This window comes from Flavobacterium sp., assembly GCF_046296355.1.
Classification (GTDB): Bacteria; Bacteroidota; Bacteroidia; order Flavobacteriales; family Flavobacteriaceae; genus Flavobacterium.
Window position 1 is genome coordinate 70,175 of the sequence record NZ_JBKBLM010000006.1, and the last position, 14,050, is coordinate 84,224.

At 38.3% G+C, this 14,050-nt stretch carries 6 protein-coding genes; 5 read left to right on the forward strand and 1 reads right to left on the reverse strand.

Features of this window, described 5'->3' with window-relative positions; genetic code table 11:
• Nucleotides 1-251 precede the first annotated feature (251 nt).
• Nucleotides 252-8,462 (forward strand): immunoglobulin domain-containing protein, encoded by an 8,211-nt coding sequence (locus ACK4HO_RS04890; protein ID WP_409663361.1) that lies wholly within the window; start codon nucleotides 252-254, stop codon nucleotides 8,460-8,462.
• Nucleotides 8,463-8,791: 329 nt separating this feature from the next.
• Here ACK4HO_RS04890 and ACK4HO_RS04895 read toward each other — a convergent pair whose 3' ends face one another.
• Nucleotides 8,792-9,895, reverse strand: coding sequence for an AI-2E family transporter (locus ACK4HO_RS04895; protein WP_409663364.1), 1,104 nt, complete (start codon nucleotides 9,893-9,895; stop codon nucleotides 8,792-8,794).
• Between the two features lie 349 nt (nucleotides 9,896-10,244).
• Here ACK4HO_RS04895 and ACK4HO_RS04900 point away from each other — a divergent pair, with 349 nt between their 5' ends.
• From ACK4HO_RS04900 to ACK4HO_RS04915, 4 genes are all read left to right on the forward strand, one after another.
• Nucleotides 10,245-10,391 carry a hypothetical protein gene (locus tag ACK4HO_RS04900; RefSeq protein ID WP_409663366.1) on the forward strand — a complete coding sequence of 49 codons (147 nt, stop codon included), beginning with the start codon at nucleotides 10,245-10,247 and terminating at the stop codon, nucleotides 10,389-10,391.
• A gap of 17 nt (nucleotides 10,392-10,408) precedes the next feature.
• Nucleotides 10,409-10,834: a hypothetical protein gene (locus ACK4HO_RS04905; RefSeq protein WP_409663368.1), complete on the forward strand. Its 426-nt coding sequence runs from the start codon at nucleotides 10,409-10,411 to the stop codon at nucleotides 10,832-10,834.
• Nucleotides 10,835-10,965: 131 nt separating this feature from the next.
• On the forward strand, nucleotides 10,966-13,119 hold the full coding sequence (locus ACK4HO_RS04910) for a catalase (RefSeq protein ID WP_409663371.1): 2,154 nt from the start codon (nucleotides 10,966-10,968) through the stop codon (nucleotides 13,117-13,119).
• A 160-nt stretch (nucleotides 13,120-13,279) separates the two neighbouring features.
• Nucleotides 13,280-14,032: a S1/P1 nuclease gene (locus ACK4HO_RS04915; RefSeq protein WP_409663374.1), complete on the forward strand. Its 753-nt coding sequence runs from the start codon at nucleotides 13,280-13,282 to the stop codon at nucleotides 14,030-14,032.
• Nucleotides 14,033-14,050: the final 18 nt, after the last annotated feature.

Here is a 14,050-nt window from a genome sequence, read left to right on the forward strand (position 1 = left end):
TAAAATAGTATCGAGAACCGTTGTTTGAACGAGGCTTCTCGAAAACTCTACTAACTATAAAAAATCGAAATAACATCGTAACCTTGGTCGAATTTATAATTCCCTTTAACCATAATATAATACCGTTAAACGATTATTAAATCACGTTGTTTAACAGATATATTGGTACTTAGTCGAATATTAAAAAAATGGCATTTTGAGTTAAACTAAAAAAAGATATTTTTATAGCCTATCCATTGACTATCAAAAATATGAGAAAAATTACCACCGCAATTCTTGCCTTTATATTGTGTTTGAGCCAATACCAAATTATGGCACAATGTGTATCGCCACAATTCAGCTATTCGGGTGTGAACAGCCAATACAACTTGAACAGTCCCATACCTACTTTATACGTTACCCATACCGGTGGCACGGTTACCTCAGGAAGCAGTCTCATAAACTTCAACTCTCCAATAGGACAGCCTACTGGAATTACGGTTGATGCGCTTGGCAACATTTATGTACTGGAAAGCGCGAACAACCAGATTAAAAAGATGACTCCCAACGGTATCATTACAGTAGTAGTAACCGGGTTTAATGCGCCCAGAGGTTTGAGTATTGACCAAGCAGGGGTTTTGTATGTGGCCGATACCGGCAATAATGTGATTAAAAAGATAGACACCAATAACACCGTAACTATTATTGGGAGTGGCTTTTCGAGTCCACGTGGGGTTGCTGTAGACCAAAACGGGAATGTGTATGTGGCCGATACCGGGAATAATGCCATAAAAAAAATAAGCACCGCTAATGTGGTAAGTACTGTTGCCACAGGATTGTCTATCCCCTCAGGGGTGGCTATTGATGTTGTTGGAAATCTTTATGTGGCAGAAACCGGGAATAACAACATCAAAAAAATCTCAACCAACAATGTGATTACTACCTTAGGATTTGGTTTTCAATTTCCGGAAGCGGTTGTTGTAGACAGCAATGGTTTGGTTTATGTGGCCGATACCGGGAATAATGCCATTAAAAAAATAAGCCTGGATAACCAAACAACTACTTTGGCCGGTTCTTACACCTCTCCCAAAGGGATAGCGGTTGATGCCAACGGAAATGTTTATGTCAGTGATACTTCAAATAATTCAGTTGAAAAAATATCGGCTAACAATTCGACCAGTTCCCTGACCCATATTAGTAGCCCCAGAGATATTGTTATTGATGCTTCTAATAACATTTATTTGTTAGACAAAAACAATAAAATGATTCGAAAAAGGAGTGTTGATGGGACGCTTAGCATATTTGCCTCGGGGTTTACAGGTCCATCAAAAATGGCTATGGATGGGTTAGGCAATATGTATGTAGCAGATCTTATGAGTACTAGTACCTATTTTTATTTTATAAAGAAAATTAGTCCAAGTGGCAGTATTACTATTATAGCTTTTAATTTTCCTGACGTGAATAGTCTAGCAGCTGACCCTTTGGGTCAGGTTTATGTGAAGCAAGGCCAAAATAATATTAAAAAAATTGACCTCTCAGGAACTGTCACTACTGTGAACCCTTACATGAGCAGTCCTAAGTCTTTGGCTTGTGATGCCGCGGGCAATGTGTATGTGACTGATGGATATAGGATTAATAAATTAACAAATACTGAGGTAGTAAACATTACCAATGGTGTTGTGGAATTCACCAATTACTACTTTGAAAATATAGCTATTGATAACTTAGGTAATATTTACACCATTAATTATTATTCTAATCAATTAATCAAAATAAGCCCTAACGGAATAATTAGCAATCTTTCAAACACAACATATTCAAATGATGATGGAATTGCCTTGGACAGTTTTGGGAGGATATATAAGCCTAACCAAAATGCCAATACGGTTACTCGCTATAATTATTTTCAAATTTCACCTCCATTACCTAAAGGTTTAAATTTCAATGTTTTAAATGGTCAAATATCAGGCACGCCAACCGAAGCCGCTTTGAGTACCACTTATACGATTTCTGCAGGCAATGATTGTGGAATTGGAAGCACTCAAATTACTTTTGGTGTTTGCAGTAGTACGGTGTCTATCCTATCGCAATCGGATGCTGCCGTGGTTTGTGAAGGAAGCAGCAAATCATTGAGAGTTGAGGCTGTAGGCTGTAATTTAACTTATCAATGGTATAAAGACGGTACTCCAATTTCAGGCGCCTTAAGTTCGATATTGAATTTAACCAATATCTCTGCTACCTCCCTAGGTTCTTATCATTGTGTGGTAACCGGAAGTTCGGGTAGTGTTACCTCCAATACTATGGGATTGAGTCTTAACAGTAGTCCGGCAATAAGTTACAGTCCGGTAAGTTCTACCTATTTCTCCGGAAGTGCTATTGCTCCTATCATACCCACAAATACGGGTGGTACTATTACGCCTTCTTCGGAAAGTATATTCGGACTCACTTTTCCTTTCAGGGTTGCCACAGACACTAACGGAAATATCTATTTGATCGAAAATGCTTACAACACCAAAATTCGCAAAATTAGTCCTAATGGGGTGGTCACCTTGATTGGTCCTACTCTTAATTTACCTTACGGAATAACTGTAGATTCCTCTAACAATGTTTATGTAATAGAAAGCAAAAATAGTAGTAGCATCCAAAAAATAGACCCTAGTGGTGGTGTTACTATCATCGCTACTGGTATCTATTTTCCTCAAGATATCACAGTAGATGCAGATGGGAATATTTATTATATTGAAGATAATATTAATTTTATAAAAAAAATAGCTCTCGATGGTACTACGTCAATGCTGGGTAGTGGATTATTCAACCCACTTGCCTTGACATTGGATGCCTTGGGAAACATTTATGTAATTGATAATGGCAATTCATTAAAGAAAATAAATACGATAGGTACTGTAACCACTATTTCCGGAGTAGGAACATATTTTGTAGATTTAGATACCGATGCTGCCGGGAATGTTTATGTAACTACCGGGAATGATATCAAAAAAGTTGACCCAAACAATACGGTAACGCCATACAATCTAATCAATACTTACTGTTATGGAATAGACTTAGACAGTAATGGTAATATTTATATTACTGATCAGAATAATACCTTAAGAAAAATTGAACCTGATGGGGACAATTTTACTTTAATTTCCGGTTTTAGTCAAGTCGAAAGTTTAGCAAATGATGCAGAAGGAAACACTTATATTGCTGATTTTACCAACAATTTAAAAAAAATAGCCAGCAACACGCTTAACACCACCAACATCGCTACACCAATGTATATGGGTGTGGTAGCTGTAGATGTAACTACCATATACACCGCTAATGAAAACGGAAATCTTTATAAAAAAATCGGTAATGGTGCCCAAACCCTTTTTAAAACTGGTCTGGGTACCATTAAATACATTGTGGTTGATGAAGAGGGCAATATTTATTTGAATACATCCTTCAGCAATGTTATCAAAAAAATCACCCCTAGTGGTTTGGTTACCAATTTAAATTTAAGCCTTAGTGATCCCAAAGGAATGGCAGTAGACAGTCAAGGCAACTTATATGTAGCCGACTGGAGTAACAATTTGGTAAAAAAGAGGGCTCCCAATGGAACCCTAACGAATGTGGGTAGTGGTTTTAATAATCCGATAGATGTGGCCATAGACCCAACAGGGAATGTTTATGTGGCAGACAGCGGCAATAATTTGATTAAAAGGGTATCACTAGACGGTAGTATTAGCATTGTAAGCAACAATTTTAGCAATATTACCGACATTAGTATGGATGGATTAGGCAACTTATATGTAGTACATTCTGACAAAAGAAGGGTAAGCAAGATTAGTAGTTTGGTTAATTATACCATAACACCTTCGCTTCCGGCGGGCTTGACCTTACATCCGGAGACCGGTGTTATTAGCGGAACCCCAACTATTTTGAGTCCTTTTACCACTTATTCGATAAGAGTTGGGAACAGTTGTGGGAACACCGCCACTACATTAGGATTTGAAATTTGTTCACCGCCTGTAATCATTACCCAACCCCTATCAAAAACAGCCTGTGCAGGCAATAATGTTACCTTTAGCCTCACGGCTACAGGATGTAATTTGAACTACCAATGGTATTTAAACGGTACTGCTATTGATGAGGCTAACGAGGCCTCTTTAGTCCTAAACAATATAACCGATTCTGATAATGGAACGTACAATTGTGAAATTACAACTCCATACGGCAACCTCCTATCAGAGACTGTGTCATTAAATGTTTTAACCGATAGGATTATCAGTTATCCTGACGTAATTTCCAATTACCAATATGGAGTTGAAATGACGCCATTAAACCTAACTATAACCGGAGGAAGTATTGTAACCAATGAAATTTCTGTTAGTGATTTAAGTTCGGGAACACAATACTCAAAAGACATTGCCAGAGGTAATGATGGCAGTATTTACATGATTGGTTATGGCTACACCGGCATCAAAAAGTGGAGTCCTGACGGCACTTTGACCAATATTTACACCGGATTAGGGTACCTCGATGCCGTGGCAGTGGATAACCAAAACAATTTGTATGTAGTCAATACTTTTAATAATGAAATTAAAAAAATTGCTCTAAACGGAACAGTTACCAATATAGGTACAGGTATCATATACCCCGCAGGGATAGTAGTAGATGCCAACGGAGTGGTGTATGTTTACGCTAACGGTGACAATGCTATTAAAAAAATAGCCCTCGACGGAACAGTGACTACATGGGCTACCGGATTTGACAATCCTTCCGGATTAGAAATAAAAGAAGACGGCTCAATTTATGTGGCAGACACTTATAACAATGCCATCAAAATAATCAGTCCGGAAGGAATAGTAAGCACTGCTGTTGATAATTTAGAGTATCTAAATGATTTATCAACCGATGGCAGAGGTAACTTTTATTTTACAGATCTATACTATGGAACTGTAAAAAAGATAAATGCTCAAGGCATAATAACCACTGTAACTAACAACATCACAAGTGCCAATAGGATTGTTTCGGATAGCGACGGAATTCTATATGTTTCTACATCTCCAGCCAATTTGGTAAAGATTATTCAGGGTGTATCTTATACTGTTACCCCTGCGCTGCCTACTGGGATGACTTTAGATCCATTGACAGGAACTATTTCGGGCACTCCTCTAACGTTTGTTCCTACGACTAGTTATACGGTTTCTATTAACAATGGCTGTAACACATTTAACACCAATATCAGCTTTTCAACTTGCGGTCCGATTATAATGGATGTACAACCCACAAGTCAAACCCTTTGTGCCGGAGGTAATGTATTTTTAAATACTGTAGCCAGAGGCTGTAACTTAGGTTATCAATGGTACAAAAACAGCACTCCTGTAACAGGAGCCACTTCAAGCACATTGGAATTGTTGAATGTAGGGGATAGTGATAACGGTGATTACCTTTGTTTTGTAACCAGTCCGGAAGGGAATGTGGTATCGGAAACCGCAACGGTTGTAGTGAACCTATCTCCTATTATAAATTACAATGATTTGAGTAGTGGATACTATTTGAATGAGCCGATGACCCCTTTAATTCCAACGAACACCGGAGGAGCACTTCATCAAAACCAGTACATTACTAGCACTTATCGTGCTGTACCTGATACTTTTATGGATGATTTTGCTCAAGATGCCGTGGGTAACTTTTATATCTGTGATACTTATGGCGGTACCATTAAAAAAGTAGACACCAATGGAAATATTACGATAGTTAACAATACTATCAATCAACCCAACAACATAGCGGTTGATAGTGAGGGGAATGTATTTGTAAACCAACAATCAAGCAACAGTATCTTAAAAATTGATACCGCCGGAAACCTTACAACCGCAATCTCCGGTATAGATTACCCTAATGGCTTAAGTATAGATGCTTCAAATAATATTTATGTAGCCGAATTGTATGCCAACACCGTTAAAAAGATAAGTCCTGACGGAACTGTTCTTAACACTTGGGCTGTAAACGGATATCCGTACAGTTTAGCAGTAAGCCCATCCGGAACCATTTATGTTGCTATTAGTTCGGGAGTGATTCTAAAAATAGAAAATGATACTATTACGGAAATCGCCGATTCAATATGGAATGTCAGACTATCTGTAGGGGCTGACGGTACCGTTTATACTGGTGGTTACTACATTATCAAAAAAATTAATCCTGATGGTAGTATAGAAGAAATAAATGTATATTTCGGTTATTATTCTAAAGTTATACCAGGCGCTAGCAATACCTTATATGTTTTTAATTACAGTACCAATACCATAGATAAAATAACCGGACCTCACTTGTACACCATATCACCGGCTTTACCCGCCGGGATGCAGTTTGATGTGCAAACCGGAATCATCTCGGGGACACCCACTGTTTTAACCCCTACCACTACCTATACTATAAAAACGAGAAATAATTGTGGTGATAATTATGCCCATATCACTTTTGCGGTATGTACTTCCACTGTAATCGATTTGCAACCGCTACCACAAACTGTTTGTGCCGGAACATCGGTGAGTTTTGAAGTAATTGGTTCGGGTAGTGATGTGACTTACCAATGGCTGAAAGACAATGTTGCCATTGCAGGAGCTACCAATCCTGTTTTTACTATTCAATATCCAACCGACAATGATGTTGCTTCTTATTCGTGTTTTGTAAGCGGTAATTGTGGCAGCTTAACCTCTGAAGCGGTAAATTTAGCTGTGATTAACAACAATAGTTCGGCGATTACTACCCAACCTATTAATGCAAACCTTTGTAGCCCTGCAGGTTCAACAACGAGCTTTACTGTGGCGACCATTATGCCTGAGGCTACCTATACTTGGCAGTATCGTATTATCTCAACAACTAATGTAAACCCGGGTTGGAATAATCTAAACGATAGTATAAACGGAGTGTTTTCGGGCATTACTTCACCTACACTCACTATTACCAAAGCCAGCAATTATCCTCCAAATGGAACCCAATTCAGGGTGATTATAAACGGTACTTGTGGGAGTGTAATTTCAGATATTGCGACCGTTTATATAGTAGGCGCAACAGCAGCCGGAAGAATTACTGCGCCAACCTCGGTATGTTTAAACAATAATATTGATTTTATCTTACTTGGCGAATCGGGTACTTCAATACAGTGGCAATCGGCCCCTAATGCTACCGGAACATTCACCGATATACCCGGAGCCAATGAACAAGTTTATACATTGATGAACGCGCAAACCAATAGTCATTTGGCCTACAGAGCGGTGGTTTCAAACTCTTGTGATAATACTTCGGCCACTACTGCCATAAAAACTATAAAAGTTGATTTACCATCCTTAAGTGGTACAGTAACCGGCGGTGGTTATTTGTGCAGCAGCGGTTCGAGTACTTTAAAATTAACCGGATATCGAGGTAAAATTCAATGGGAATACTCAACAGACGGTATTAATTTTAGTAATGCACCTAGAGTAACCAATTTGCAAACCGACCCTTTTAGTACCACTTCAACAGTAAGTACTTCAACCACTTATTTGGTGAGTAATTTGACTACTAATGTCTTTTTTAGAGCTAAAGTAACCAGCGGAACTTGTACCTCAGAATATAGTAATGTTGTATTATACACTCTTGTAAACAATGCCGTAGCCGGATATATTACTGCGGGTTCAACTACCATCTGTGCCGGTAGCGGCACCACTTTATTAGAATTAAATGATGTAATAGGTACTATCTTATGGGAAAGATCAACCGATCTTGTTACTTGGTACAGCACCGGTAAAACCCAAAGCACCTTTGAAGTTAAAAACCTAACAGTGCGAACAGCTTACAGAGCGAAAGTAAGTGTTGGCGGATGTGCAACGGTATATAGTGAATCGATTTTTATTGAATTGGCACCAAAATCATTAGCCAAAGCCATTGCGGTCAATACAACTTTACCATCGGGTAAAACTGCTTTAACCGCTATGTGTACCAATGATGCTTCAAAGGTATTGACTATTGGAAACGGCTATGTTGGCGCTATTCAATGGCAAAGATCAGCTACTTCTAACACATTAGGATACACTAATATTGAAGGTGCTAATGGTCAGAGCTTTACCGTAACTAATCCATTGTCGGGAGCGAATTATTTTAGAGCGAAATTTACCAACAGCTGTGGTGTAAGTGTATTTTCAGCTGCTGTCATAGTATATTACACCGACTGTATTCAAGCAAGAGCAGTAGTATCCAATAAAAAAATGTCTTTCGATGCCTTAGCTTATCCGAATCCGTATTCAGATTCGTTCCGTTTCAAGCTAAGCACCTCGAGTGTAAGCGAAGTGACATTAGCTGTATATGATATGACCGGGAAACTATTGGAACGAAGTGTAAAAAGACCTGAGGATATACAGCAAGAAAACCTAGGCTTAAATTATGCTTCGGGTGTTTATAACATTGTTGTAACGCAAGATGATGAAACCAAAACCGTACGAATCGTAAAACGTTAATTTTTTATTCAACTCATAAAAAGCGAAAGAGAATATCTTTCGCTTTTTTTTGTGACTATTCTTTAGAGTTTGCATTAGCAAAAACTCAACCGGAAATGATGGTTTGGGAGTTGAAATATTTTTGATAATTTTAGCCTATGAACAATAGAAAACTAATTTTCAGAAGGCTTTCATTCGAAGAGTTTCAAACGTTAATGCAATGGGCAGCTTAGGAAGGATGGAATCCCGGGTTGCAGGATGCTGTGTTTTGAGTTGGGATAGCATAAAGGGAAAAGTAAGTAATCATTTAAACGACATGAACTTATCCCTAATCCCTATACTTATTAAAACTATTCCTTCGGTATCGGTTTACGCCGCCATCTAAAAGACCTGGGTAAGTCATCACCTAACAAATAACCCCAGGCTTCTAAAGATTCTATTCTATCAAATATTACTTTCATCATCGCCATTATCGGAATGGCTAAGAACATTCCTGAAACACCGCCAAGTCCTCCGCCAATAACAATACCCACGATAGAAGCCAACGGATTGATTTCTACTTTTGAACTCACCACCCATGGCACTAAAAGATTATTGTCAATAATTTGTACGACCACATTCACTACTACTATTCCAATAATGACAGACAATTCGCTTGAACCTGTTAGTGAAGCTATTATGGTTAGCAGTCCGGCGATAAGAATGCCTATGTAAGGAATTAGGTTTAAAAGACCGGTGATAACCCCTAATAGAATAGCATATTCAACACCCAAAAACAACAAGCCAGCCGTGGTAAGACCGGAAACAATAAGCAATTCTATTAAGAGTCCTAAAATATAACTTTGTACCGAAATCTTGATGGTAGTAATAACATCCTGCAGCACACCATGGTACTTTATGTGGAACAATTTGGAAAAGAATTTAGTAAAATGGGTTCGGTACAACAGTATTAAAAACATGTAAATCGGAATCAATACCATCGTCAATAAAGTATCGGTAAAAGTAACTAAGGTAATCCCGATGATTTCTTTTCCGCTCTCTGCTGAGCTGCTGGTGGCATCATCAACCATGGCGTCCTGTTCTCTTTTACTGAAGTTGAAGTTTTCAGTGACATAGGACTGTAAATGGTTGTAATGGATGTTAAGGTTTCTTTTAATCTTGCCCCAATCATCGGCCATATCAGCCACCTGTATGGTAATAAAATAAAAAATGGCAACAAAAACAAAGGAAAAAAGCACTACACTGATCAGCGATGCCAACACATTGGGCAAATGAAGTTTATCTGTAAAAAAAGCAGTTACCGGTCTGAGCAATATGGCAAACAATAATGCCAACAACAAAGGAGAAAGAATGCTTTGCCCGATATAGAACAAAAAACCCAATGAGATTAAGATAACCAGTATAAAAGCAAATTTAGCATAAAATGGTAACTGTTGTATTTCTGTTGTTGTCATAAAAGCGGGTTGATTAATTATAGTTACAGCATAATTGTAGAATTTCTACAAAATTCGATTATTCTGCCTCGCTTGTTATTATACAATCCGGCCGATTATTTACATCATTACAAGTAGTGATAAAATTTGAAATGGTGATATCTACAATCTCTATTAGGCAAAGACTCAAAAATCATTTCGATAAAGGCAGCGTTAAAGGTTGATGATTAACCTGTAAGTAATCTCCTGACTGTCTTCTTATTATGTTAAAAAAACAGATGTGAATTATAAAATACTTTTAACGAATAGTATAAAAAAAGCGGATATGGTAAGAGTACATTTGATAATATTTAATTTAAAAAATAATAGTATGAACACAAAAAATGCAATTTCATCAAGTAAAGCGGATGATAAAAACAGTGCTGCGAAAAAAGCCAGAGACAGTAAATCAGGAAAATCAACTGACAGTAAATCAGGGAAATCCTCAGACAATGAGGTTAAAAGTTCCCAAAGGTAAATTAGTAAATTAAAACTATGGAAAATGACAACAACAGGGATTATAGTCAGAGCGACCGTAACCCGCAGGAAAGAGAATCTCGAAATCAACAATCTCAATTAGACCGAGACAACAATGAATCGAGAAACAGTAGTGATGCAGAAGCCAATTCCCAACGTTCTCCGGAAAATGGTAGAGACTTCAATGCAACAATTTCCGGTTCAGACAGCGAAAGAAATTACAGCCAAGAATCAGAATCGGGCATAAAAAGGAATAATGAATATGATGACCCACAAGACAGTGACAATCAGATTCCAAATCCGGAAGATTTTGATGAACGTGATAATGAAGATTCCGTGGATGACAATGAGCTGATTTTAAATGAAGAAAATACAGAGGATTGGGAAGATTCAGAGGATTCGGAAAAGAGCGTTAATAAAGCTGCAAGAACTCCGGGACTTTAAGTTATAAAAACCGCCGGCTTATTGTCGGCGGTTTAATTTATAGGCTAAACGTAAACAATGGCTAAAATAACCGCACCTATTTTTTGTAAAACTTGCAAAAATTATTGGTACACAAATAAAAAAATAATCAAATGAAAAAAACTGACAATACAAACCAAGACAACTCCAAAGCCAAACAAGAAGATCTAAGCCTTTATAAATCAGAGGCGGATGGTGAATTTCTTACTACCAATCAAGGAGTCAAAATCAATGATAATAACAATGCGCTAAAAGCTGGTGAACGCGGACCTTCACTGCTTGAAGATTTTATATTGCGTGAAAAAATAACCCATTTTGACCACGAACGGATTCCGGAACGAATTGTACATGCCAGAGGTTCGGCAGCTCATGGCTTTTTTGAACTTTACAAACCTTTAGAAAAATATACAAAAGCAGAATTCCTAAATGACACTTCTGTTAAAACGCCTTTATTCGTGAGGTTTTCAACCGTAGCGGGTTCAAAAGGTTCTACGGATTTGGCAAGAGATGTTCGTGGGTTTTCAGTCAAATTTTATACTCAGCAAGGCAATTATGATTTGGTGGGGAATAATATGCCCGTATTCTTTATACAAGATGCTATGAAATTCCCTGACCTTGTACATGCCGTAAAACCGGAACCTCATAATGAAATGCCACAGGCAGGTTCGGCACATGATACCTTTTGGGATTTTATTTCACTAATGCCCGAATCGATGCACATGATTATGTGGGCAATGAGTGACCGTGCCATTCCAAGAAGCTTGCGAATGATGGAAGGTTTTGGCGTACATACTTTCCGATTTATTAATCAAAATAACGAATCCCATTTTGTCAAATTCCACTGGAAACCTAAATTAGGTACGCATGCGGTAGTTTGGGATGAGGCTCAAAAAATTTCGGGTAAGAATTCGGATTTTCACAAACAAGATTTATGGGAAGCCATTGAAAAAGGGAACTTCCCTGAATGGGAACTGGGCGTGCAGCTAATTCCGGATGCTGACGAACATAAATACAATTTTGATTTATTAGACCCCACAAAACTTGTCCCGGAAGAATTGGTTCCGGTCACGATAATCGGACGCATGGTTCTAAATAAAAATCCGGATAATTTCTTTGCCGAAACAGAGCAGGTTGCCTTCCATCCCGGTCATGTAGTTCCGGGTATTGACTTTACTAATGATCCGCTTTTACAAGGTAGATTATTCTCTTATACCGATACACAGTTGTCGAGATTAGGGAGTCCAAACTTTCATGAAATTCCGATTAACAGAACCGTGGCTCCCATGCATAACAACCAGCGTGATGGCCATATGCGGCAAGAAATAGCGGTAGGAAGAGTAAGCTATCATCCTAATTCGCTTGGTGGCGGTTGTCCTTTTCAGGCTAAAATTGAAGAAGGCGGTTTTACCTCATTCAACGAACGCATAGATGCACAAAAAGTACGGGAACGCAGTGAAAGTTTTTCAGACCACTTTAGTCAGGCCACACTTTTCTTTAAAAGTCAAACACCTGTCGAACAAGGACACATCATCAAAGCCTTGCGATTTGAATTGGGAAAAGTAGCAACAGCAGCCATCAGAACTCGGACACTCGGATTGCTTTCGCAAATTGATAAAACACTCGCCTCAAAAGTGGCAGAAGGTTTAGGTATGGAAGTGCCAACAACACCCGAAAAACCATTGAATCATGGTGCCGGTGCCGATGCCAATCCTAAAAACGAATCCAAAACCGGAATCAAACAGGAAATAGAATCTTCAGACGCCTTGAGCATGATTAAAAATAAAACAGTTACCAATACTATCGCTACACGCCAAGTGGCATTCCTTTGTAATGAGGGCGTGAGTAACGTGTCGGTTAACAACATGAAAAAAGCTTTGGAAGATGCCGGTGCCTCCATTAAAATCATTGCGCCACACATGGGAACGATTAAAACCGTAGAAGGAAATGTGTTGCCTGTGGATCAAAGTTACCTTATTGCGGCTTCCGTTTTGTTTGATGCTGTATTTGTTCCTGCCGGTCAAGGAATAGCTGGATTAAAAGGAAACAAAGACGTGGCCGAATTTGTAAACGATGCTTTTAAACATTGTAAATTCATTGCCGCTGAAGGTGAAGGAATTGAGGTTCTCGCAGAGACCAATGCGTTTAAAGCCGGTAAAAATTCAGATGCCGGTGTAATCGTAAGTAAAGAAATAGAGGAAAAATTTGGGGATTCTTTTGTAAATGCGATGGGTAATCACCGCTATTGGGAACGGGAAGAAAAAATATGACAATGAAGAATTTTTTCTACAGTATCAGTACTCCTAGTGTATTGCTTTACTACTTTTTGCAGGAGCATTCGGGAGGGCAATAATATTTGGCATAAAAGAATAGGCAATGACTAATAAATATATATTTGTTATGTTATTAAATTAAAATGCTATTTATGCTATGAAAAACTTTACTGTCTTATTACTCTTTATCCTATTCAGTATTACCAATACTTTTGCTTGGGGTAAAAAAGGTCATATTATGGTGGCTGAGGCTGCCTTTAACCAACTTGATGCGGCCACAAAGAAAAAAGTACTTAATGCACTCAACGGGATGACGATACAACAAGCGGCCACCTGGATGGATGATGCTAGCAAACAACCCGGCTATGGGTATATGAAAACCTATCACTATATGAATTTTAACAGAGGTGAAAAAGTAACGCTAAAAAAGGGAAATAATATTCTTTATATCTTGGATAAAACCATCAAAGAATTGCAAAACAAAAAGCAACTAAACAAGGCCCAAATCAAAATCAAAGTACTGTTTTTATTCCACTTAGTGGCCGATTTGCACCAACCGCTACACGTAGGTTATGGCTATGACAAAGGCGGAAACAAAACGCAGCTTAACTTTAAAGGTCAGGGGACAAACCTACATGCTTTTTGGGACAGCGGGATTATCCGACATAAAAGAATAAATCTTAAAGGTTGTCTCTCTGCTAACCCTTTTTCAAAAAGCCAACTTGTGAATCTTCAAAAAATCAATGTGGTCACTTGGGCACAAGAATCCAATAACTTATTGGGCAAATGTTATAACACACAAGGCAATATTGTTACCCAAAAGTATATAGACAACAGCGCTCCGATTATAAAAACGCAGATTGCAAAAGCCGGAGTTCGATTGGCAGCAGTGTTGCAAAGGGTGTTTTAACCACCCCGTCTCAGCAGA

Excerpts from the sequence above, each read along its gene's own strand:
- ACK4HO_RS04890 (WP_409663361.1), top strand. The coding sequence starts at position 252 with ATGAGAAAAATTACCACCGCAATTCTTGCCTTTATATTGTGTTTGAGC.
- ACK4HO_RS04895 (WP_409663364.1), bottom strand. The coding sequence starts at position 9,895 with ATGACAACAACAGAAATACAACAGTTACCATTTTATGCTAAATTTGCT.
- ACK4HO_RS04900 (WP_409663366.1), top strand. The coding sequence starts at position 10,245 with ATGAACACAAAAAATGCAATTTCATCAAGTAAAGCGGATGATAAAAAC.
- ACK4HO_RS04905 (WP_409663368.1), top strand. The coding sequence starts at position 10,409 with ATGGAAAATGACAACAACAGGGATTATAGTCAGAGCGACCGTAACCCG.
- ACK4HO_RS04910 (WP_409663371.1), top strand. The coding sequence starts at position 10,966 with ATGAAAAAAACTGACAATACAAACCAAGACAACTCCAAAGCCAAACAA.
- ACK4HO_RS04915 (WP_409663374.1), top strand. The coding sequence starts at position 13,280 with ATGAAAAACTTTACTGTCTTATTACTCTTTATCCTATTCAGTATTACC.